The organism is Winogradskyella sp. PE311, from assembly GCF_046545555.1.
In the GTDB taxonomy this organism is placed as follows: Bacteria; Bacteroidota; Bacteroidia; order Flavobacteriales; family Flavobacteriaceae; genus Winogradskyella.
Genome location: NZ_JBHZTH010000001.1, coordinates 712,346 through 734,691, shown reverse-complemented (window position 1 = coordinate 734,691; position 22,346 = coordinate 712,346). Strand labels below are relative to the sequence as shown.

The window sequence follows — 22,346 nt, the reverse complement described above, 5'->3', positions numbered from 1 at the left end:
AAATTTTGTAATTTTGCATGTTTTTTACTCTTAATTTTCAAAAGCAGCAGATTTATGAAAGATAAACGAATATTGTATGTGTCCTCGGAAGTAGTTCCATATTTACCAGAAACTGAAATTTCTTCTATGTCATTTGAAGCACCAAGAATGGTAAACAAACAAGGAGGCCAGATACGTATTTTTATGCCTCGCTTTGGCAATATTAACGAAAGAAGACATCAATTACACGAAGTAATAAGGCTCTCTGGGATTAATTTAGTTATTAATGACATCGATATGCCATTAATAATTAAGGTAGCATCAATTCCAAAAGAAAGAATACAAGTCTACTTTATCGATAACGAAGAATACTTTAAAAGAAAGGCTACTCTAACAGACGAGGAAGGAAATCTTTTCCCTGATAATGATGAGCGTGCCATTTTCTTTGCTAAAGGGGTTATTGAAACTGTAAAGAAATTAAACTGGGCTCCAGATATTATTCATGTAAATGGCTGGTTAGCCTCATTATTGCCATTATATCTTAAAGAATTTTATAAAACTGAACCTCTTTTTACCGAAAGTAAAATTGTGACATCCGTATACAATCAAACCTTTGAAGGCACGTTAAATAAAAACATGATTGAGAAAATAAAGTTTGACGGTTTAGAAGAAGAAACAATTAAATCTCTTACAAAGCCAGATTATGTGAACCTAATGAAAATTGCAATTGAAAATTCTGACGCAATAATTAGAGGTTCTGAAGACTTACCTGAAGATTTAGATAAGTATATCAATGATTTAACAAAACCTGTTTTAGATTTCCATTCTATTGAAGAGTTTGCAGATCCTTACACAGATTTTTACACAAATACCGTACTTAACGGTTAATAATTACCTATGAAAAATAATAAATTTGCCTTTCAAATTTTATCACTTATTCTAATCGTATCTAGTTTTATTGCATGTGATAAAGATTTTACGACTTTAGAATCAGATATTATTAATGATGATGTTGCTACTAATTTTGATATAATTTCAGACAAATACAATGTTATCTCTTATACAGATGCATTAGGCCCTGTTCAAACAAACGCTCTTGGTCTTAACAGTCTTGGCGTTTATGATGATGTCTATGGCAGAGTAACTTCAAGTTTTGTTACCCAGTTAACTCCCTCTACTTTAGATCCAGTTTTTGGTGAAGAAGTTGAAATCGATTCCGTTGTTTTAACAATTCCTTATTTCGCAATAGTATCTGACGTTACTGATGAAGAAACCTTTGAGTACGATGTTGACTCTGTTATTGGAAGAGACCCCATAAAATTAAACCTTTATGAAAGCAACTACTTTCTTAGAGATTTTGATCCGGAAGCTGAATTTAGTGCCAGTCAAAATTACTTTTCTAATAAATCGGCTTCGTCTTCAGAATTAATTTCTGACGGAGTATTAGAAGGTGAAGAAATTATAATATTAGCAGATGATAATACATCACATCAAGGAGGAAACATCATTAATATAAGCGATGACGGATTTACATTAACAGAATTAGATGAAGATGGTGTATTTCAAGTTTCAGAAAGATTATTTCCTGGGATAAGGCTTAAGTTAGATCCTGCATTTTGGCAAAGTAAAATAATTGACCAGGAAGAGAATGCTGTTTTGGTTAATCAAAATAACTTCTCGGAATATTTTAGAGGTATTTATTTTAAAACTGAAGCAGTTAATGATAGTGGCAGTTTTCTTTTACTTAATATAGCTGCAGCTACATCAAATATTACCATACACTACAGTAGACTAACTACATCAACTACGGATGATGAAGATGAAAGAGAACAAATCTCTTATGCTTTTACTTTTGGTTCTAACAGAGTAAACTTTTTTGATAATAATTTTATAAACCCCATTAATGATGGTGATCCAATAAATGGTGACAGTAGGCTTTATCTAAAAGGAGGTGAAGGCTCTACTGCTAAAATAAAATTGTTTAATGGTGATGATTTAGATGATGACCCGGACACCATGAATGCTTTTGAAATTTGGAAAAATGATTTCGTAGAAACTGATACAGACGGAAATTTTGTAAGCTCTAAGCGCCTTGTAAATGAAGCTAACCTCGTTTTTTACGTAGATAGAGAAACTTTAGACTTAGCTTTAGAAGGTCCAGAGAACGAGCCAAATCGCATTTATTTGTACGACGTAGATAATAAAATACCATTGACAGATTTTTTTATTGATGTCACTAACAATACTTTACCTTTATTCTCTAAAAATAATCATCTTGGTCCTTTACAACGTGTAGACGATGAACCAGGTGGGAATGGCGTAAAGTATAAATTGAGAATTACAGAACATATTAATAATTTATTATTAAGAGATTCTACTAATGTTGAATTAGGCTTGGCTGTTTCTTTAAATGTTAATTTAGAAGAAGTGTTAACTCAAAGAACTGAGCAAACATCAGATGGGTCTAATTTAACATTACCTGTAAGTTCCATAAATACACCAAGAGGAACAGTGTTATTCGGTAATAACATTCCTAATAATGATGTAAATTCCGATAAAAAAGTGTTTTTAGAAATATATTATACAGAACCAAATTAAAAAACTATTAACCTATGTGTGGAATTGTTGGATATATTGGCCATCGTGAGGCTTATCCTATAGTAATTAAAGGACTTCAAAGATTAGAATATCGTGGTTATGATAGTGCTGGTATTGCGCTTTATGACGGAAATAATATTAAACTATCTAAGACAAAAGGAAAAGTTTCTGATTTAAAAGAACGTCTAGAAAATGAAATCTCTACTTCCGGTACATTAGGTATAGGTCATACACGCTGGGCAACACATGGAGTTCCCAATGATGTCAATTCGCATCCCCATTATTCAAACTCAGGTAACCTAGTTATTATACATAACGGTATTATTGAAAATTATGACGCTCTAAAAAAAGAGTTAATAAAGCGTGGTTATAAATTTGAGTCAGATACTGATACAGAGGTATTAGTTAATCTTATTGAAGATGTAAAGAAGAACGAAAAAACCAAACTAGGTAAAGCTGTTCAAATTGCTTTAAACCAAGTGGTTGGAGCTTATGCAATTGCCGTTTTCGATAAAAACAAACCTAACGAAATAGTTGTAGCGAGATTAGGTAGTCCTTTAGCAATTGGTATTGGTGATGATGAATTTTTTATTGCTAGTGACGCATCACCGTTTATAGAATACACTAAAAACGCCATTTATCTTGAAGATGAAGAAATGGCTATTATACGAAGAGGAAAGGATATTAAAATAAGAAAAATAAAAAACGATAAACTTGTAGATCCATATATTCAGGCGCTTCAGCTTAATTTAGAGCAGATTGAAAAAGGAGGGTATGATCACTTTATGCTCAAAGAAATATACGAACAACCAAGTGCTATTTTAGATACTTTTCGGGGAAGGTTATTGAGCAACGAAGCTATGATTAAACTTGCTGGTGTTGAAGATAACATGAAAAAATTTCTTGCTGCAGACCGCATTATAGTGGTGGCCTGCGGTACATCTTGGCATGCTGGTTTAGTTGCAGAATATATTTTTGAAGATTTAGCTAGAATACCTGTAGAAGTAGAATATGCATCAGAATTTAGATACCGAAACCCAGTTATAACAGAAAAAGATGTTGTTATCGCTATATCTCAATCAGGAGAAACTGCTGACACTTTAGCTGCAATAAAATTAGCTAAATCAAAAGGGGCTTTTGTATTTGGTGTTTGTAACGTTGTAGGCTCATCAATTGCAAGAGAGACAGATGCAGGAGCATACACTCATGCTGGTCCAGAAATAGGAGTGGCTTCAACTAAAGCATTTACTACTCAGATTACAGTATTAACTCTGATGGCGCTGAGATTAGCAAGAGCTAAGGGTACGATTTCAAGTTCTGAATTTAGACATCACTTAATAGAACTAGAAACGATTCCAAGTAAAGTAGAAGAAGCTTTAAAATCTGACGCTTATGTACAAAGTGTAGCTGATATTTACAAGGATGCCACTAACTTCTTGTATTTAGGACGTGGTTTCAACTTTCCTGTAGCATTAGAAGGAGCACTGAAGTTAAAAGAGATATCTTACATACATGCAGAAGGATATCCTGCTGCAGAAATGAAGCATGGTCCTATTGCTTTAATTGACGAACAAATGCCTGTTGTTGTGATTGCAACAAAGAAAGGACATTACGAAAAAGTGGTTAGTAATATTCAAGAAATTAAATCTAGAAAAGGTAAGATAATTGGTATCGTAACAGAAGGTGATAAAAGTGTTAAGGAATTGGCAGACCACGTTATAGAAGTTCCAGAAACCATAGAATGTCTAACTCCTTTACTTACAACTATACCATTACAACTTTTATCTTATCATATTGCTGTGATGCTAGATAAAAACGTTGACCAGCCTAGAAATTTAGCGAAGTCAGTAACTGTGGAATAAAAAAACACATTAAATTAATCTAATTATACAGGCGATAAATTGAGAATTATTCAATTTATCGCCTCTTATTTTCTCAAAAAATACTATGCACGCATAATTTTATGAGAATTTCTTACCTAATTTTCATATATTTAATTAAATTGCTCACCTAATAAAATAACTAATTCTCTAAAATGAAGACAATCTTAAAGCTTTTCACAATGCTTTTTTGTGTGGTGTCGTTCGCGCAAACCACAGTAAAAGGTAAAATTACAGACAATACTGGGCTACCCTTACCTGGTGCAAATATTGTTGTAGTCGGTACAAGTTCTGGAACCGTTACAGATTTTGACGGCAACTACACATTAACCACAAGTCAAAGCCCACCCTTTTCAATACGCATAAGTTATACAGGCTTTGAAGAACAAACAATAGAAATAACAGTAAACAATCAAACGGTTGATGTTTCTTTAAAAGAAGGTAACGAACTTGATGAAGTTGTAATTTCTGCTTCTCGTACTCCTGAACGAATTTTTGAATCTCCTGTAACGGTTGAACGTTTTGGATTAAAGGAAATAAAAAATACTGCATCAGTAGATTTTTATGACGGATTAGAAAATCTTAAAGGTGTAGATATTAATACAAACAGTTTAACCTTTAAATCAATTAACACCAGAGGTTTTGCAACATTCGCAAATACACGTTTTATGCAATTGGTAGACGGAATGGACAACTCTGCTCCTGCGCTGAACTTCCCGCTAGGAAATTTACTAGGGATGACAGAAACTGATGTACTAAGTGTTGAACTTTTACCAGGAGCTTCATCTGCATTATATGGTGCAAATGCTTTTAATGGTATTTTATTTATGCGAAGCAAAAGCCCTTTTGATCATCAAGGTATTAGCGGTTATATTAAAAGAGGTATTACATCTCAAGAAGCAGCAGGAGATAATGAATATACTGACCTCGGTATCAGAATGGCATATAAGTTCAGTGAAAAGTTTGCTGTAAAAGCAAACTTTGGATACTTAAAAGGTACAGACTGGGCTGCAGTAAACGAAGAAGATAAACTAGGAAGAGGTCTTACAAGAGCCGATATAGATTATGACGGTATTAATGTTTATGGTGACGAAGTAAGCACAGATATTAACGGTGTGGCGCAAGTTCTTGAAGGATTAGGCCTTGCACCTGCAGGTTCTTCGGCTTTAGTACCTTCTGTTAATGTAAGTAGAACTGGTTATAACGAAAGAGATTTAACCAATTATAATGCTGAAAGTATTAAAGCAGATTGGGGATTATACTTCCGTCCTTGGGAAGATGATTTTGAAATTCAATATGTTGGTAAATTAGGTCTAGGTAATACTATTTACCAAGGTGCAAACCGCTATAATATTAAAGATTTCTTTTTACAACAACATAAATTAGAAATTAGAAATGATGATTTCTTCGTTAGAGGTTACATAACAGAAGATAAAGCCGGTAATTCATATGATATGGTATTTACAGGTATAAACATTAACAGAGCTTGGAAAGATGATAATACATGGTTTGGTGAATATGTAGCTGGTTATTTAGGTGCTACTTTAGGCGGTGCATCAAATACTGCAGCGCACAATTTTGCAAGAGCACAAGCAGATACTGGAAGATTCTTACCAGGAACTCCAGAGTTTCAAGCTGCATTTGATAGAAGTGTAAATGACCCTGATTTAACGACAGGTTCTAAATTCCAAGATAATTCTAAAATCTATCATGCAGACGCTAATTATAATTTTGGTGAAAAAATTGGTTTTGCAGAGGTACAAGTTGGTGGTTCTTACAGAACATATAGATTAAACTCTTTTGGAACAATTTATACTGACTCTGACGGTCCAATCACATATTCAGAAGTAGGTGTTTACACGCAATTACAACGCTCTTTAGAATTATCTGAAAGTGTAGAACTAAAACTTACAGGTTCATTACGTTATGACAAATCAGAATTATTCGATGGTTTTTTCTCACCAAGAATATCAGCTGGTTTTACTGTAAATCAAAATCATAATATTAGAGCATCTTTTCAAACTGGTTTTAGAAACCCAACAACCCAAGATTTATATATTGGTCTAGATGTTGGTCGAGCAATCTTAATTGGAGGTGCACCAGACAACCCATCTAGAGATATAAGAAACTATGGTTTAAGTGCTACGGGTACGGCTATCACAGGTCAGACTAATATTGATTTTGACGGAACTGGAGCTTACAATAATTCTTTCTTTGCTTCTTCCGTAACTGATTTTGCTGCTTCAGGAAACCCTGCCTTATTAGAAGTTGCTAATTCTAACCTTGCACAACCAGAACAAGTAAGTTCTTTTGAATTAGGATATAGAGGTAAATTAGATGGCTTTATTGTTGATGCTTCTGCTTACTATAACCAGTATCAAGATTTCTTAGCAAATGAAACTGTAATCGCACCATTCTATGGTGATGTTAACTTAACACAAACTTTACCTGATGGAACTCCGTTAGCTATAGCAGCAATCGCAAGTGGCGATTTTCAAGCTTACCAGACTTATACTAATTCTGATGCTGACGTAAATTCTTATGGTGCAGCTATACAAGTTTCAACTAAAGTTTTTGATGGTTTTGACTTAAGTGCAAACTATACATATGCAAAATTAGATTTTGATGTAAAACAAAACCCTGACTTTAGAACAAACTTTAATACACCAGAACATAAAGTAAAGGCGTCTTTTGGTAAAACAGAATTATTTAAGAATTTTGGTTTTAATGTATCATGGAGATGGAGTGATAACTATTTCTGGGAGGCTTCTTTTGGTGATGGCGACGTTCCAGCATACCATGTATTAGATGCTCAAATAAATTATAGAATACCGAGTCTGAAGTCTACATTTAAATTAGGTGCTACAAACTTGTTACAAGATGAATACTTTACTGCTTTCGGTACAGGTTTAATTGGGTCTCAATACTATGTATCTTGGACTATCAACAATTTATAATAATGAAAAAGAAAACGTTTAAGATGAAAAAACTAAAATATATAACGCTATCATTACTTACTTTAGGTTTGTTAGCCTGCGAGAACGAACTCGTAGAAGATTTAAGGGAAAGAAATAACCCTACAGAAGAACCTTTACCAGAGCTTACTTCTGGTACTGCAGATTTCTCAAACTACGTAGCTCTTGGACCATCATTTACTGCTGGTTTTACAGATGGTGGTTTATTTATCGCGGCACAAGAGAATTCATTTCCAAACACAATATCTAAACAACTTGCTAATGCTGGTGGTGGTGTATTTACGCAACCACTTATGAGTGATAATTTTGGTGGTTTAGCATTAGGTGGAAACAGAATAGCAGACCCTAGACTAGTTTTCGGAGGTGCTGGACCAGTGCCTTTAGAAGCTGTTATAGGACCTGTTACAGTAACTACGGATTTAACGTCAAATCCTAGTGGACCATTCAATAATTTAGGTGTCCCTGGAGCAAAAAGCTTTCACATGGTAGCACCTGGTTATGGTAACCTAGCAAACTTACAATTAGGTTTAGCTAATCCATATGCAGTTAGACTAACAGGAAATACGCCTGATGCGACTCTATTAGAGTTAGCATTAGCGCAAAGTCCTACATTTTTCACCTTAGGAGTTATTGGTGGTAACGATGTTTTAGGTTACGCAACCTCTGGTGGTGATGGCAGCAACCCTATTACAGATTCTGCTACATTTGATGCTGCAATGGGAGCGTTAATTGGAGGTCTTACATCAACCGGTGCAAAAGGAGCAATTGGTAATACACCAAATTTATCAAACCTTCCTTACTTTACAACAGTGCCTCATAATCCAATACCTTTAGATGCAGCTACAGCAGGATTCTTAAATAGCGCAAGCGCTTACGGTGCATATAACGCAGGTATAGTACAAGCATTTGCATTTTTAGTGGCTAATACTCCTATGACACAAGAAATGGCTGATGCTGAAATAGCGAAGCGCACAATAACATTTGCTGCAGGCGAAGGCAATCCTGTAGTTATTTTTGATGAATTTTTAACCGATCTTACTGCACTAAATCCTGCTTTAGTTAGTATGAGACAAGCCACTGCAGATGATTTACTGGTTTTACCTGCTGCTTCATTTATAGGAACTGAAGCTGTAGAAGGCAATCCGCAAACTGTTAATGGTGTTGCAATACCTTTAGCAGATAATTGGGTATTAACTCCAGAAGAACAGTTAGAAGTTGCAACAGCAACAGCAGCTCATAATGCGACTCTTGCTGCATTAGCCAACGCAAATGGCTTAGCACTTGTAGATCTAAATGCTATTTTAGATGAGGCTGCAACGACAGGCATTGTATTTGATGACTTTAATCTTAATGCTGATCTTGTTTTCGGAGGTTTAGTTAGTTTAGATGGTATCCACCTTACGGCAAGAGGTTATGCACTAATGGCTAACAAGTATTTAGAAAAAATAGATGAAACTTATGGTTCTAATTTTATAGCTTCGGGTAATGTTGCGAAAGCAAATGATTTCCCTACTAATTATTCAGCGACCCTACAATAAGAAAATAATACATTATGTAGTAAAAAGCACACTCACATAGAGCGTGCTTTTTTTATACAAAAAAGCCACAGAAAAAGACTTTTATTTTTAAATAAAACTATATCTTTGCAGCGCGAAAAACGAGCTGTTTTTCATATTTAAATTATTGCATAACAAAAACATAAGAGTAATGTCAAAAGTTACAGGTAAAGTTGCACAAATCGTAGGTCCAGTTATCGATGTAGAATTCGCTGCTGGTTCAGAGCTTCCAAAGATTTATGATTCGTTAGAAATTAACAATCAAGATGGTTCTAAATTAGTACTAGAAGTACAGTCTCACATTGGTGAAGATACAGTACGTACTATTGCTATGGATTCGTCTGATGGTTTAAGCAGAGGAACAGAAGTTCACGCTACTGGTGCTCCAATCCAAATGCCAATCGGTGAAGATGTTTACGGACGTCTTTTTAATGTTATTGGTGATGCTATTGATGGATTAGGTGATTTACCTAAAGCTGGTGATGCCGGTTTACCAATTCACAGACAGGCTCCTAAGTTTGAAGATTTATCAACCTCTACGGAAGTTTTATTTACTGGTATTAAAGTAATCGATTTAATTGAGCCTTATGCAAAAGGTGGTAAAATTGGTTTATTTGGTGGTGCTGGTGTAGGTAAAACAGTATTAATCCAAGAGTTGATTAACAATATTGCAAAAGGACACGGTGGTCTTTCTGTATTTGCAGGTGTTGGTGAAAGAACACGTGAAGGAAATGATTTACTTCGTGAGATGTTAGAGTCAGGAATTATCAAATATGGTGATGACTTTATGCACTCTATGGAAGAAGGAGGATGGGATTTATCTAAAGTTGATAAATCAGGGATGAAAGAATCTAAAGCAACTTTCGTTTTCGGTCAAATGAATGAGCCTCCTGGAGCTCGTGCTCGTGTAGCACTTTCAGGATTAACTATAGCAGAATATTTCCGTGATGGAGCTGGTGATGGACAAGGAAAAGATGTATTATTTTTCGTAGATAACATCTTCCGTTTTACACAAGCTGGTTCTGAGGTATCTGCATTATTAGGTCGTATGCCATCTGCAGTAGGTTACCAACCTACATTAGCAACTGAAATGGGTGCAATGCAAGAGCGTATTACTTCAACTAAAAAAGGTTCTATTACATCTGTACAAGCGGTTTATGTACCTGCAGATGATTTAACGGATCCTGCACCAGCAACAACGTTTGCTCACTTAGATGCAACAACAGTATTATCTCGTAAAATTGCTGAGCTAGGTATTTACCCAGCGGTAGACCCATTAGATTCTACATCTAGAATCTTAACAGCTGAAATTTTAGGTGATGAGCACTATAACTGTGCACAACGTGTAAAAGAGTTATTACAACGTTATAAAGAATTACAAGATATTATTGCTATTCTGGGTATGGAAGAATTATCTGAAGAAGATAAAATGGCTGTAGGTAGAGCAAGACGTGTACAACGTTTCTTATCTCAACCATTCCACGTAGCAGAGCAATTTACAGGTCTTAAAGGTGTTTTGGTAGATATTAAAGAAACTATTAAAGGTTTTAATATGATTATGGATGGTGAATTAGACCACTTACCAGAAGCAGCATTTAACCTTAAAGGTTCTATTGAAGAAGCAGTTGAAGCTGGAGAGAAAATGCTTGCTGAAGCTTAATATAAAATTTCAGAATTATGTATTTAGAAATTGTATCACCAGAAGCGACTTTATTTAGTTCAGAAGTTGATTCTGTAGTTGTACCAGGTGTTAATGGTGAGTTTGAGATGTTAACAGATCACGCTCCTATTGTATCTATATTAAAAGAAGGTACAATCCGAATTAATACACATACACAAAGTCATTTAGTCTTTGATGAACTGCATGCAGATGTTATTCCTCATAACGATGATAAAAAAGTATTAACGGTAAATATAAATTCTGGTACTATTGAAATGAAAGATAACAAGCTAATCATTTTGGCTGATTAATATACAACACAATCAAAATTATATAAAAAAGGCGAAACACTATGTTTCGCCTTTTTTATATCTAATCGTTTCTGTTCTGAATTATTTATATATGCTTTATAGCCTCCAGTTCTACTTTTAATTCTTGAAACATCATCATTATACTACTTAATTTCAATTCCTTTTCATCATACTCTTGGGTATTAATACAACAAGTAAATTCCCAAAGTTCTAAAATTGTTTCTTTAGAAACTAAATAAGGTTGATACGATTTGTTATCAGAACTTAATAACAAATCCGTTACACTATCATCAATTGTATAAACACGCTTGTACACCAAACCATCATCCTTAGTTAAGACTACATAAGTTCTACCATTCTTAATATCATTAATATCTTCTAAAAATTTCGCCACTACAAAAGCACCATCTTTTACAGGTAACATAGAATCACCCTTAATAGGAAATGCTCTGTGTGTACCTGTTGGTAAAAACGGTAATTTAATTTTTTGAAGCTGCTCTATATATTCAGGATCATCGTAGCCAGACAAATAGCCTGCAGATGCCTTTGCTGGTATTATTTCAATTAAATCTTCATTATCTTCATTTACAGTTACCGGAAACAAAACACGCTTATTCCCTACTTCTATAAATGACGTATCCTTTGCTTTACGTAAATCCTTTTTGACCAAGATATCAATAGGAATATCAAAATAATTAGATATATCTATTAGACTATCTATTCGTGGCTCAGAACGCCCTTCTTCATACGAACCAACCATTGAGCGACTCCATTTTAATTCGTCTGCAAAACGTTCTTGAGACATCTTTTTGAGGGTTCTTAAATGTTTTATGTTAGCTTGGATAGGTTTCATGTTATATCTATTCTTTTTTTATAGGACACATAGTACATCCATAATCATTGTCCTTGGGTATTTCTTTTCGTTATGGATGTTTCATTGAAATTTGAGTTTTAACATTAATTACTACAAATGTAAGCAATTATAACTACAAATAGTAGCTAATTTTACAAACTCATTATTAATTATGTATTTAAATTGTCACACCTATTACAGTCTGCGTTATGGCACTATAAAGCCAGAGCAATTACTCGCTATTGCTTCAGAAAATGGTGTGCAAACTTTGGCATTGACAGATATTAATAATACCTCTGCATGTCTCGATGTTGTTAGACTTTCTGAAAAATATAAAGTAAAACCTATACTTGGTGTCGATTTTAGAAATAGAGCTGAGCAGCAATTTATTTTAATTGCAAAAAATAATCATGGTTTTAAAAATATCAATGATTATCTCTCTAAATTTCTTCATAATCACGATTTAAAAATACCTGAACAACCAGATGAAACCCTAGACGATTGCTTCATGATTTATCCATTTCAAAAAGGAAAAGATTTCAAACTAAAACCCAATGAATTTTTAGGTATTGCGCCAGAAGATCTTAATCATTTAAAATTTTCAAAATGGAACCAATTCCGTGAAAAATTAGTCGTCTTAAAAACAGTATCGTTTCAAAATAAAAAAGGGTTTAATACGCATCGTTTACTTAGAGCTATTGACAATAATACGTTATTAAGTATGCTCCCTAAATCTGAAGAAGGCAAGGAAAATGATATGATGTTACCCTATAATGAACTCTGCGAGACCTATATAGAATTCCCTGAATTAATTAGTAATACCGGAAAATTATTAGACAACTGCACCATAAATTTTAATTTTGAAATCAATACCCCTAAAAACCAGAAATGCTTAACTGAAAATGAAACTTCAGATTACAAGTTACTAAAACAACTTACATATAACGGTATTCATTACCGTTATGGAACTGATGTCAACCAAAAAGTATATGATCGTATTAAAAAAGAACTGACTCTCATTAAGGAGAAAAATTTTGTGTCTTATTTTCTCATCAATTGGAAAATTTTAGAATACGCAAGAAGCAAAGATTACTATTATGTTGGTCGTGGTAGTGGAGCTAACAGTATTATAGCCTACTTACTCAGAATTACAGATGTAGATCCTATTGAACTCGATTTGTATTTTGAACGTTTTATAAACCTATTTCGACAGAATCCTCCAGATTTTGATATAGATTTTTCTTGGAGAGATAGAGACGATATTACCCAATACATTTTTAAAACCTTTAAACACACAGCACTCATAGCCGTCTACAATACTTTTAAATTTAAAGCCTCAATACGCGAATTGGGTAAAGTCTTTGGTCTACCAAAATCTGAAATGGATAAGCTTACCAGAGGTAAATACAACATCACTCAACTCGATAAATTATCGCAACTCGTTATTAAATACAGTACTTATATTCAAGGATTTCCAAACTATTTAGGTATTCATGCAGGCGGAATTTTAATTTCAGAAGAACCAATTCATAACTATTGTGCCACATTTATGCCACCAAAAGGGTTTGCCACCACACAGTTTGATATGGTGGTTGCAGAAGATATTGGACTCTATAAATTCGATATTCTAAGTCAACGTGGCTTAGGAAAGATAAAGGAAGCAGTAGAAATTATTGATGCCAATTATACAACGCAACTGCCAATTGACATCCATGATATTAAAAGATTTAAGAAAGATGAACGCATTAAAGATCTTTTAAGAAACGCAAAAGCTATTGGTTGTTTTTATGTAGAATCTCCTGCAATGCGTATGTTACTAAAAAAACTTCAAGTAGATGACTACTTAGGCTTGGTTGCTGCAAGCTCTATTATTAGACCTGGTGTTTCTAATAGTGGTATGATGCGACAATATATTTTACGGCATCGTCATCCCGAAAAACGACAAGAAGCACACCCTGTATTACAGAGTGTTATGCCAGAAACTTATGGCGTTATGGTATACCAAGAAGATGTTATTAAAGTAGCACATATTTTTGGCGGTTTAGATTTAGGTGAATCCGATATGTTACGCCGTGGTATGTCCGGGAAATTTAGGTCTCGAGAAGAATTTTTAAAAGTAAAACAAAAGTTTTTTGATAACTGTGCAAAACGCGGAGAAGCTTATGAACTTGTTGCAGATGTTTGGAGACAGATTGAAAGTTTTGCTGGCTATGCTTTTGCCAAAGGCCATTCTGCATCGTATGCCGTAGAAAGTTATCAAAGCCTATTTTTAAAAGCCTACTATCCTTTAGAATATATGGTTGCAACCATTAATAATTTTGGCGGTTTTTACAGCACTGAACTCTATGTGCACGAGGCCAGAATGCATAACGGTAAAATTGAAGCACCTTGTATTAATCAATCATCTATACAAACTATTGTAAAAGGAAAAACAATCATTCTCGGTTTTATGTTTTTACAATCTTTTGAGTCTAAAACTATAGAACGTATTCTTAATGACAGAACAAATAATGGTCTATTTAAATCACTAGATGATTTTATAGAACGTGTACCAATTTCTATTGAGCAAATATCTATTTTAATTAAGATAAATGCTTTTCGCTTTACCGAAATTAATAAACGTGAATTGCTATGGGAAGCGCATCTAAAAATAAGCAAAACTATAGTTGAAACAGATGTTACCAACTTATTTAAAACAGAAAAAATAAGCTATAACACACCTGAATTACCAAGTACTGATTTAGAAAATGCTTTTGACGAAATAGAGCTTCTTGGCTTTGCATTATGCAACCCGTTTTTATTATTAACTACAGAAACTACAGGGAATTTACGTGCAAGACATCTCTCTAGCTTAGAAGGTAAATTTATAGTTATTGAAGGTTACCTAATCACTATAAAAAAGACAACAACCAAAAAAAGACAACTCATGCATTTCGGAACCTTTTTAGATCGCGATGGCGATTTTATAGATACGGTTCATTTTCCGCCTGTTTCATCTAAATACCCATTTAGAGGTAAAGGAATTTATAAAATTACAGGGAAGGTTATGCTAGAATTTAGCTGTGTAAACATTGAGGTTTCAAAATTAGAGCGTTTAGCTATTATTGAAGACCCACGTTATTCAGTACAATCATTAAATCCAACATTTCAGAATAAAAAAAATTTTAGAGATCTAAAAATACTCCATGACTCATAAGCGCAGTATAGTACATATGGATTTAGACACCTTTTTTGTGTCTTGCGAACGCCTACTTGATAGTCGTCTTAATGGCAAACCTGTACTCATTGGTGGCACAAGTGATCGTGGTGTTGTAGCATCTTGTAGTTATGAAGCTAGAACTTTCGGAATCCACTCTGCAATGCCAATGCGTATGGCAAAACAACTCTGCCCAGAAGCTATTGTACTTAGAGGAAACTCAGGGATTTATAGTAAATTTTCAAATGATGTTACTGATGTTATAAAGGAAAGCGTCCCGCTTTATGAAAAAACATCTATTGATGAATTCTATATGGATCTTACCGGAATGGATAAGTTTTTTGGTTGTCATAAATTGGCTTCAGAATTAAGACAAAAAATAATTAGAGAAACCGGCTTACCAATTTCATTTGGGTTATCACTAAATAAAACCGTTTCTAAAATAGCAACTGGAGAAGCTAAACCAAACAACGAAATCCGTATTGATTCTGGTAACGAAAAGCCATTCTTAGCTCCGCTTTCAGTTAAAAAAATTCCTATGGTTGGTAATGTTACATACAAAGCTTTATGTGATTTGGGTGTAAAACAGATAAAAACTGTGCAAGAAATGCCTATGGAACTGATGCATAAAGTTTTAGGTAAAAACGGTTTAGGTATCTGGAGAAAAGCCAATGGTATAGACAACTCACCTGTCATTCAATACCACGAACGTAAATCTATTTCTACAGAGCGTACTTTTGGGCAAGACACTACAGATGTAAATAAACTAAAAGGTTTAGTTATTGCTATGGCTGAAAATTTGGCTTTTCAATTACGTCGCGGCCATAAACTAACGGCTTGTGTAACGTTTAAAGTTAGGTATTCAGATTTTCAAACTTATACACAACAGCAACGGATTCCTTATAGCGCTATGGACCATGATATTATTCCTGTGGTACTGAGTCTATTTAAAAAGTTATACCATCGCAGATTGTTGGTACGACTTGTTGGTGTACGCTTTAGCCATTTAGTAGAAGGCGGACATCAGGTGAATTTATTTGAGGATAATGAAATGCACCTTAACCTCACACAAGCTATGGATAAAATGCGCGAACGTTATGGAGACAGAGCTGTAATGAGTGCTGCTGGTATGGAAGCGAGAACCATTAGTCGTTGGAATCCTTTTAATGGTGAGCCACCCCCATTATTGGCGAATAGACATCAATAGTAAAAAAATCACTAATTTTATTATTATGTGTTATTCTACAGCATTACGGAAACAGAAAGAACAAATAGAACAAGAACTTCTAAATCAAATTCCTGCAACATTTTCGGCGACAACAAATTATAATCCCTACTATCATTTAAACGGATTTACCTATGGTGATTTACAAATCATTAAAATGGATGAGGAGCACACTATTTATAGTGCAAAATGGGGATTAATCCCAGATTGGGCAGCTCATAATCCCGAAATTTTTAGAAAAAAAAGTAATACGTTAAATGCAAGAAGTGAGAGCATATTTGAAAAAGCGTCATACAAAGAAAGTGCTGAAAATAAACGCTGTTTGATTTTAGCAGATGGTTTTTTTGAACCACATCACGAAAATGGGCAAGCTATACCGCATTTCTGCTATCAACCTTCAGAAAAATACTCAGAAGGGAATATGTTTTTATTTGCAGGCTTATATAATGAGATGGAAGATGGCACTTTAACTACAACAATACTTACAACCGATGCAAATCCTTTTTTCGCAGAAGTTCATAACAAGAAAAAACGAATGCCATTAATATTAGATGAGCATTATTTTGAAGACTGGTTAGATGATGGAATTACTGACCAAGAAGTCAATGAAATTATGGCTATTGGCTTTACAAAAAACGAATTTAAGGCCCATCCAGTCAGTAGAGATTTTTATAAAAAAGGTGTCGACACAAATAAACCATATATTATTGAGGCAGTTCAAAAAAACACTCTTTTTTAATCCTTTTAGTCTTCGACATACTCTAAAATATCACTTGGTTGACAATCTAAAGCTTTGCAAATAGCTTCTAAAGTTGAAAACCGCATCGCTTTTGCCTTACCAGATTTTAAAATAGACATATTAGCAGGAGTTATTCCTATAATTTCGGCTAGTTCTTTACTTTTTACACCTCGTTTTTTTAGCATTATATCTAAGTTGACTACTATTGACATGGTTAAATGGTTAGGTCGTTTTCTTCTTCAACTTGTTTTCCTTTCTCAAAAATTTCAGCTAAAATATAGAACGCCAATCCTGCCGGAATTAAAAAAGTGAATTCACCTTTGAGTTCTCTAATAAATTTAAAAGTAGAGCCATCAATTGCAGTTAACAGGAATCTTAATACTAAAATATTGATGGTATACCAAATAAAAATATTTCCGATTTTTTTGAAGTACTTAATATTCTTATCACTAAAGTAATGGCCTGCTTCAACCTCTTTTAAAATTGATAAGAAATAACTGAAACCATAAATTAAGTAGCCTCTCCAAAAAAACATACCAGCACTTATAGCATAATAACTCCATTCAATTAGATTTTTAGAAGTAAACCAACTTTCATTTTTGTCTGCGACCTTTGCCCAATTTGTAAATTTTTCAAATTGATTAAAATCAAACTCGCGTAGATCATTCAAAAGCACTGAAACTGCTCCTAATAAAATACCGTAAGTTATATAGGTTAGTATTCTTGAGTTTTCTTTCATGATTAAATTGTTAAATCGTTTTCATCTTTTATAGCCTTAGTATCTCTAAAAACTGAACTCATTAGCATTAAAAACAATCCCATAGCAATTATTAATAAATACACCAATGTTTTTTCACTTAAACCAAGTAAAACTTTCCGTTTAAAAAACATATTGCCCATCTCATCTATAAACCATAAAGCTACTGAGGAAAGAACCATAAGTTTTCCCGAACTGAACATTCCACTTATAAGTTCGGTATTATAAAAATCTTTTTTTAATAAGGATTTTGTCGCCTTTCTTAATTTCCAAAGTGCAACGATAAAAACAGCATAAACCACAAGCTTTAAAAATGTAAACCCATAAAGCATCGTTTCACGTTTATAAATTAATACATCTTCATCTATAAGGATAAAATCTTGTTTTACACCTAAGAGAATCATTCCTAAAACGAAAATTCCTATACCAATACTCATTAGTAAAAGAAAAATAATAACATTTAGTATCAAATAAAGTGTTCTTGCAGAGCTCATAATTATTGTTTAACAATAACAAATATATAAAAATTATTGTTTAACAATAATTTTTTAATTAAAAAAAGATAATTCATAGTCTTTACACTGTTCGTATCTTTGACCTGTGATACCAAAAAGAATACATAAAAAACTAAAGGAACGAAAAGAAAATAATGCATTTCGAGAATTAGGCGCTGCCTCTAATCTCGTGGATTTTTCGTCCAATGATTATTTAGGATTTTCAAATTCTGAAGACATTTTCGATAAGACTCATCAATATATAATAAATAATAATCTCAAGAAAAATGGAGCTACCGGCTCTCGTTTACTATCAGGAAATGATCTTTTATACACCAATATAGAAAATGATCTTTCTACTATTCATAATAGCGAAGCTGCCTTAATTTATAACTCAGGATATAATGCTAATATTGGCTTACTGGCTTCTGTGCCTCAGCGTGATGATATTATCTTGTACGATGAACATGTGCATGCTTCTATTAGAGATGGTATTTCTATGAGCAATGCCAAAAACTACAAGTTTAAGCATAACAATTTAGAAGATTTAGAGCAAAAATGTAAGATCAAATGCAATCGTGACTTAAACAATTCTGACATATATATTGTTACCGAATCTGTTTTTTCAATGGATGGTGATACTCCTCAAATTTTAAAAATCCTAGAACTTTGTAAAGTTTATAATGCGCATCTTATAATTGATGAAGCGCACGCTTTAGGCGTATTTAAGTATGGATTATTACAAGAATATAATCTTGAAAATGAGGTTTTTGCAAGAATAATAACATTCGGCAAAGCTATAGGTTGCCATGGTGCAGCTGTCTTAGGTTCAAAAGCTTTAAAAAACTACCTTATTAATTTTTCGCGATCTTTTATTTATACCACAGCATTACCTCCACATACATTAGTTACTATTAAAACAATATATAAAGCTTTAGAATCAACTAATGAAATAAAAAAACTTAAAGAGAATATTTCTTATTTTAAATTAGAGATAAATCGTTTAGAACTTCAAAATAAATTTATAAATAGCGATTCTGCAATTCATTGTTACATTATTTCTGGAAACGAAAAAGTAAAGTCTATTGCACAAAAATTTCATAATAAAGGGTATAATGTAAAACCCATTTTATCACCAACAGTACCCATAGGTAAAGAGCGTTTAAGATTCTGTTTGCACAGTTATAATTCTAAAAAAGAAATCTCGGAAGTCTTAAGCTTGTTAGCTACCTTTGTTACCAAGTAGTGATGAACTCGTTTCATCATCTCATCACATAATATATGAGCCAAACATTCATCACAATAGCTAGATTTCAATATTCCTCTGAAGCCCAAATTGTAAAAGGGAGATTAGAAGCAGATGGTATAGAAGTATTTCTAAGAGATAACATTACTATAGATACAGACCCTTTAGTAAGTAATGCTATAGGTGGCGTAAAGTTGAAAGTACTTACTAAAGACACAAAAAAAGCAAAAGAGATTTTAAAAGCTATAAAAATTCATTCTTTAGATGATAATGGCAAACCTATTCTCTGCCCTAATTGTGGCAACGATGAAGTAGAACTCTATTCTTCTATTGACAGTCTAAAATCATTTTTATCTTTCTTAATTGGTATATTAACTTTTACACTACCATTTCATACACGTTATAAATATGTTTGTATTAATTGTAAAACCGAATTCCCTATAAAATGAAAACCTACTTTGTCACTGGCATATCTACAGATGTTGGTAAAACCATAGCCTCTGCAATTATAGTAGAAGCTCTAGAAGCCGATTATTTTAAGCCAGTGCAAGCTGGTGAATTAGATAACTGCGACACTAAAAAAGTAAATCGTTTAGTTTCAAATTCTAAATCTACTTTTCACTCTAATAGTTATGCTTTGCAAACTCCAATGAGTCCGCATGGTGCCGCTGAATTAGAAAATCTAACGATAGAATTAAAAAATATTAAACGACCAAAAACGAAAAACAATCTAATTATTGAAGGAGCTGGCGGACTAATGGTACCATTAAATAATTCTGAAACTATATTAGATCTCATACATCCAATTGATAAAGTTATAGTAGTATCTCGTCATTATTTAGGAAGTATTAATCATACACTTTTAACCGTTAACACACTGAAAGAAAAAGGATTTGATGTCTCTATAATTTATAGTGGAGATGAGCATAAATCTACTGAGTCTATTATTAAAAAAATGACTGGAGTACAAGTAATTGGTAGAATAAATGATGAACCCTATTTTGATAAGAATGTGATTAAAGAATATGCTGAAATTTTTAAAAAGAATTTAAAATAAATCCTGGCCTCCCAGGAAATACTATGAGTCTAAAAGAACGCGATAAAAAACACCTTTGGCATCCACTAAAGCAACATCAATTGCAACCAGAAAGTGTTGCAATTGTAAAAGCAAAAGGTTGTATTCTAATAGATGAAGACGGCAACGAGTACATTGATGCTATTTCGTCTTGGTATACTTCTATGTTTGGACATTGCAATGATTACATTATTGAAAAAGCATATCAACAAATGCAACAGCTAGACCAAGTAATGTTTAGCGATTTCACACACCAACCTGCCGTTGAATTATCTGAAGAGCTTATAAAAATATTACCTAAAGGGCAGAATAAGATCTTTTTTAACGATAACGGATCTACAGCAGTAGAAGCAGGCATTAAAATGGCATTGCAATACTACTTTAACAGAGATGAAAAACGCTCTGTGTTTATTGCTTTTGAAGATGGGTTTCATGGAGATACCTTCGGAGCCATGAGTGTCTCAGGACTTTCGGTTTACAATGGTCCTTTCGAAGAATTTTTAATTGATGTAAAGCGTATTCCGACACCAGATGGTAATAATCACATAGATATTTTAAAGCAGCTACAACTGTTTACATCAACTTATAAAATTGCTGGTTTTATTTACGAGCCACTTATTCAAGGTGCTGCTGGTATGAAAATTCATAATGCTGAAGGTTTAAATGAAATTCTGAAATTCTGCAAAGCAAATCATATTCTTACAATTGCAGACGAAGTTATGACAGGTTTCGGCAAAACAGGAAAGCATTTTGCATCAGATTATATAGACACAAAACCAGATATTATTTGCCTAAGTAAAGCATTAACTGCTGGCTTAATCCCAATGGCAATAACATCATGTACTCAAAATATTTATGAAGCTTTTTTAAGCAATGAAATGGCCAAAGGCTTTTTTCATTGTCATACTTATTCTGGCAATCCTATAGCTTGTGCAACTGCGATTGCTGCAATAGAACTTTTACAGTCTAAAAACATTCAAGATAATATCAAAGTCATTGCGAAATCCCATAAAGTGTTTAGTGATCTCATAAAAATACATCCAAAAGTAAAATCCACTAGACAAATCGGTGTTATTTTTACTTTAGACCTCAACACCAAAATGGAACGTTATGGAGATTTACGTGATAAATTATTGAAGTTTTTTATGGACAGAGGGGTGTTTCTTCGACCTCTTGGCAATACAATTTATATACAAGTTCCTTATACAATTTCTAAGAGTGAACTACAAAAAATATATGATACTATTGAAGATGTACTAGAAATCGTCTAATGAATCCTCTTTTTTAGATTCTAATAAATTAATTCGTTCTGTTTCACCATCAATTTTTACATAGAGTAAATTATATGCCCACTCATCATTTATTTTTTCCGCATTTACAATAATACTTCCTTCGTCCTTAGGCCCTTTTATTGGTATGGTTAACTCAGCTGTACTTGTTCCATTTTTGTAGTTAAAGCTTGTATTCCCTATACCATTAGTTTCAATTGGCTCACCAAGAAAGTCAATCACCTTCTCATTTTCCATAGTTTTAGCTAATGCATACGTATACGGTTCGGATTCTGCAACAGCATCTGCCACTTTGTAAATTATACCGCCTACAGCCAAAACGACAATAAGAATTATTGACAAACATCCGCCACCAAGAACCCATCCCCAATTCCTAGCAAACCAACTTTTCTCCTTGTAATCTTCCATAATATTTTAATGATTTATAATTTTAAGTAAACTAAAAAGAATTTATGTTACAAATCGACAATATATTGTGTTTGTTCTTTTATACACTTAGGTATAAATCTTATT

General features: G+C 33.4%; 19 protein-coding genes. 14 read left to right on the top strand and 5 right to left on the bottom strand.

Annotated elements, in window-relative coordinates; translation table 11 throughout:
* Positions 1-54 precede the first annotated feature (54 nt).
* The 7 genes from ACFWU4_RS03185 to ACFWU4_RS03155 all read left to right on the top strand — a co-directional run bounded on the left by ACFWU4_RS03185 (position 55) and on the right by ACFWU4_RS03155 (position 10,959).
* Positions 55-867 carry a glycogen/starch synthase gene (locus tag ACFWU4_RS03185; RefSeq protein ID WP_411124790.1) on the top strand — a complete coding sequence of 271 codons (813 nt, stop codon included), beginning with the start codon at positions 55-57 and terminating at the stop codon, positions 865-867.
* A 9-nt stretch (positions 868-876) separates the two neighbouring features.
* Positions 877-2,577: a DUF4270 domain-containing protein gene (locus tag ACFWU4_RS03180; RefSeq protein WP_411124788.1), complete on the top strand. Its 1,701-nt coding sequence runs from the start codon at positions 877-879 to the stop codon at positions 2,575-2,577.
* 14 nt (positions 2,578-2,591) lie between these two features.
* Positions 2,592-4,439 carry a glutamine--fructose-6-phosphate transaminase (isomerizing) gene (glmS, locus tag ACFWU4_RS03175; RefSeq protein ID WP_411124787.1) on the top strand — a complete coding sequence of 616 codons (1,848 nt, stop codon included), beginning with the start codon at positions 2,592-2,594 and terminating at the stop codon, positions 4,437-4,439.
* 173 nt (positions 4,440-4,612) lie between these two features.
* Complete coding sequence (locus ACFWU4_RS03170; RefSeq protein ID WP_411124785.1) at positions 4,613-7,414, top strand: TonB-dependent receptor; 2,802 nt, start codon at positions 4,613-4,615, stop codon at positions 7,412-7,414.
* Between the two features lie 23 nt (positions 7,415-7,437).
* Positions 7,438-8,970, top strand: a complete 1,533-nt coding sequence (locus tag ACFWU4_RS03165; protein ID WP_411124783.1) for a G-D-S-L family lipolytic protein — start codon at positions 7,438-7,440, stop codon at positions 8,968-8,970.
* A 169-nt stretch (positions 8,971-9,139) separates the two neighbouring features.
* The gene (gene atpD / locus ACFWU4_RS03160) at positions 9,140-10,648 is read left to right on the top strand and encodes a F0F1 ATP synthase subunit beta (RefSeq protein ID WP_411124781.1); all 1,509 of its coding nucleotides are present in this window, start codon (positions 9,140-9,142) and stop codon (positions 10,646-10,648) included.
* Between the two features lie 17 nt (positions 10,649-10,665).
* Positions 10,666-10,959: a F0F1 ATP synthase subunit epsilon gene (locus tag ACFWU4_RS03155; RefSeq protein ID WP_411124779.1), complete on the top strand. Its 294-nt coding sequence runs from the start codon at positions 10,666-10,668 to the stop codon at positions 10,957-10,959.
* An 85-nt stretch (positions 10,960-11,044) separates the two neighbouring features.
* Here the strand turns inward: ACFWU4_RS03155 and ACFWU4_RS03150 are convergent, their stop codons facing one another.
* Positions 11,045-11,812 carry an XRE family transcriptional regulator gene (locus ACFWU4_RS03150; RefSeq protein ID WP_411124777.1) on the bottom strand — a complete coding sequence of 256 codons (768 nt, stop codon included), beginning with the start codon at positions 11,810-11,812 and terminating at the stop codon, positions 11,045-11,047.
* 172 nt (positions 11,813-11,984) lie between these two features.
* On the opposite strand from ACFWU4_RS03150, the gene ACFWU4_RS03145 reads away from it, so the two are divergent.
* From ACFWU4_RS03145 to ACFWU4_RS03135, 3 genes are read left to right on the top strand one after another with little or no spacing between them, the layout of a single operon-like run.
* Positions 11,985-15,008, top strand: coding sequence for a DNA polymerase III subunit alpha (locus ACFWU4_RS03145; RefSeq protein WP_411124775.1), 3,024 nt, complete (start codon positions 11,985-11,987; stop codon positions 15,006-15,008).
* The gene (gene dinB / locus ACFWU4_RS03140) at positions 14,998-16,215 is read left to right on the top strand and encodes a DNA polymerase IV (RefSeq protein WP_411124773.1); all 1,218 of its coding nucleotides are present in this window, start codon (positions 14,998-15,000) and stop codon (positions 16,213-16,215) included. Before ACFWU4_RS03145 ends, dinB begins: the two co-directional genes overlap by 11 nt.
* Positions 16,216-16,240: 25 nt before the next feature.
* Positions 16,241-16,972: an SOS response-associated peptidase gene (locus tag ACFWU4_RS03135; RefSeq protein WP_411124771.1), complete on the top strand. Its 732-nt coding sequence runs from the start codon at positions 16,241-16,243 to the stop codon at positions 16,970-16,972.
* 5 nt (positions 16,973-16,977) lie between these two features.
* Here the strand turns inward: ACFWU4_RS03135 and ACFWU4_RS03130 are convergent, their stop codons facing one another.
* Genes ACFWU4_RS03130 through ACFWU4_RS03120 form a run of 3 tightly spaced genes read right to left on the bottom strand, consistent with a single transcriptional unit; the run spans position 16,978 to position 18,223 of the window.
* On the bottom strand, positions 16,978-17,184 hold the full coding sequence (locus ACFWU4_RS03130) for a helix-turn-helix domain-containing protein (protein WP_411124769.1): 207 nt from the start codon (positions 17,182-17,184) through the stop codon (positions 16,978-16,980).
* 2 nt (positions 17,185-17,186) lie between these two features.
* Entirely contained in the window at positions 17,187-17,711 is a 525-nt protein-coding gene (locus tag ACFWU4_RS03125; protein ID WP_411124767.1) for a DUF2975 domain-containing protein, read from the bottom strand.
* 2 nt (positions 17,712-17,713) lie between these two features.
* Positions 17,714-18,223, bottom strand: a complete 510-nt coding sequence (locus ACFWU4_RS03120; protein ID WP_411124765.1) for a hypothetical protein — start codon at positions 18,221-18,223, stop codon at positions 17,714-17,716.
* A 106-nt stretch (positions 18,224-18,329) separates the two neighbouring features.
* Between ACFWU4_RS03120 and ACFWU4_RS03115 the strand changes: the two genes are divergently transcribed.
* Genes ACFWU4_RS03115 through bioA form a run of 4 tightly spaced genes read left to right on the top strand, consistent with a single transcriptional unit; the run spans position 18,330 to position 21,815 of the window.
* A complete protein-coding gene (locus ACFWU4_RS03115; protein ID WP_411124763.1) occupies positions 18,330-19,469 on the top strand; it encodes an aminotransferase class I/II-fold pyridoxal phosphate-dependent enzyme in 1,140 nt (379 codons plus the stop codon).
* Between the two features lie 35 nt (positions 19,470-19,504).
* A complete protein-coding gene (locus ACFWU4_RS03110; RefSeq protein WP_411124761.1) occupies positions 19,505-19,918 on the top strand; it encodes a putative signal transducing protein in 414 nt (137 codons plus the stop codon).
* A complete protein-coding gene (gene bioD, locus ACFWU4_RS03105; RefSeq protein WP_411124759.1) occupies positions 19,915-20,526 on the top strand; it encodes a dethiobiotin synthase in 612 nt (203 codons plus the stop codon). Before ACFWU4_RS03110 ends, bioD begins: the two co-directional genes overlap by 4 nt.
* Positions 20,527-20,549: 23 nt before the next feature.
* Positions 20,550-21,815 carry an adenosylmethionine--8-amino-7-oxononanoate transaminase gene (bioA, locus tag ACFWU4_RS03100; protein ID WP_411124758.1) on the top strand — a complete coding sequence of 422 codons (1,266 nt, stop codon included), beginning with the start codon at positions 20,550-20,552 and terminating at the stop codon, positions 21,813-21,815.
* Here the strand turns inward: bioA and ACFWU4_RS03095 are convergent.
* A complete protein-coding gene (locus ACFWU4_RS03095) occupies positions 21,801-22,241 on the bottom strand; it encodes a cytochrome c oxidase assembly factor Coa1 family protein (protein WP_411124756.1) in 441 nt (146 codons plus the stop codon). The genes bioA and ACFWU4_RS03095 overlap by 15 nt on opposite strands.
* Positions 22,242-22,346 lie beyond the last annotated feature (105 nt).

What these genes read in the sequence shown, in the direction of transcription:
- bioA (WP_411124758.1), top strand. Translation starts at nt 20,550, where the DNA reads ATGAGTCTAAAAGAACGCGATAAAAAACACCTTTGGCATCCACTAAAG.
- ACFWU4_RS03110 (WP_411124761.1), top strand. Translation starts at nt 19,505, where the DNA reads ATGAGCCAAACATTCATCACAATAGCTAGATTTCAATATTCCTCTGAA.
- glmS (WP_411124787.1), top strand. Translation starts at nt 2,592, where the DNA reads ATGTGTGGAATTGTTGGATATATTGGCCATCGTGAGGCTTATCCTATA.
- dinB (WP_411124773.1), top strand. Translation starts at nt 14,998, where the DNA reads ATGACTCATAAGCGCAGTATAGTACATATGGATTTAGACACCTTTTTT.
- ACFWU4_RS03130 (WP_411124769.1), bottom strand. Translation starts at nt 17,184, where the DNA reads ATGTCAATAGTAGTCAACTTAGATATAATGCTAAAAAAACGAGGTGTA.
- ACFWU4_RS03095 (WP_411124756.1), bottom strand. Translation starts at nt 22,241, where the DNA reads ATGGAAGATTACAAGGAGAAAAGTTGGTTTGCTAGGAATTGGGGATGG.
- ACFWU4_RS03125 (WP_411124767.1), bottom strand. Translation starts at nt 17,711, where the DNA reads ATGAAAGAAAACTCAAGAATACTAACCTATATAACTTACGGTATTTTA.
- atpD (WP_411124781.1), top strand. Translation starts at nt 9,140, where the DNA reads ATGTCAAAAGTTACAGGTAAAGTTGCACAAATCGTAGGTCCAGTTATC.
- ACFWU4_RS03135 (WP_411124771.1), top strand. Translation starts at nt 16,241, where the DNA reads ATGTGTTATTCTACAGCATTACGGAAACAGAAAGAACAAATAGAACAA.
- ACFWU4_RS03145 (WP_411124775.1), top strand. Translation starts at nt 11,985, where the DNA reads ATGTATTTAAATTGTCACACCTATTACAGTCTGCGTTATGGCACTATA.
- ACFWU4_RS03165 (WP_411124783.1), top strand. Translation starts at nt 7,438, where the DNA reads ATGAAAAAACTAAAATATATAACGCTATCATTACTTACTTTAGGTTTG.
- ACFWU4_RS03150 (WP_411124777.1), bottom strand. Translation starts at nt 11,812, where the DNA reads ATGAAACCTATCCAAGCTAACATAAAACATTTAAGAACCCTCAAAAAG.
- ACFWU4_RS03180 (WP_411124788.1), top strand. Translation starts at nt 877, where the DNA reads ATGAAAAATAATAAATTTGCCTTTCAAATTTTATCACTTATTCTAATC.
- bioD (WP_411124759.1), top strand. Translation starts at nt 19,915, where the DNA reads ATGAAAACCTACTTTGTCACTGGCATATCTACAGATGTTGGTAAAACC.
- ACFWU4_RS03185 (WP_411124790.1), top strand. Translation starts at nt 55, where the DNA reads ATGAAAGATAAACGAATATTGTATGTGTCCTCGGAAGTAGTTCCATAT.
- ACFWU4_RS03155 (WP_411124779.1), top strand. Translation starts at nt 10,666, where the DNA reads ATGTATTTAGAAATTGTATCACCAGAAGCGACTTTATTTAGTTCAGAA.
- ACFWU4_RS03120 (WP_411124765.1), bottom strand. Translation starts at nt 18,223, where the DNA reads ATGAGCTCTGCAAGAACACTTTATTTGATACTAAATGTTATTATTTTT.
- ACFWU4_RS03170 (WP_411124785.1), top strand. Translation starts at nt 4,613, where the DNA reads ATGAAGACAATCTTAAAGCTTTTCACAATGCTTTTTTGTGTGGTGTCG.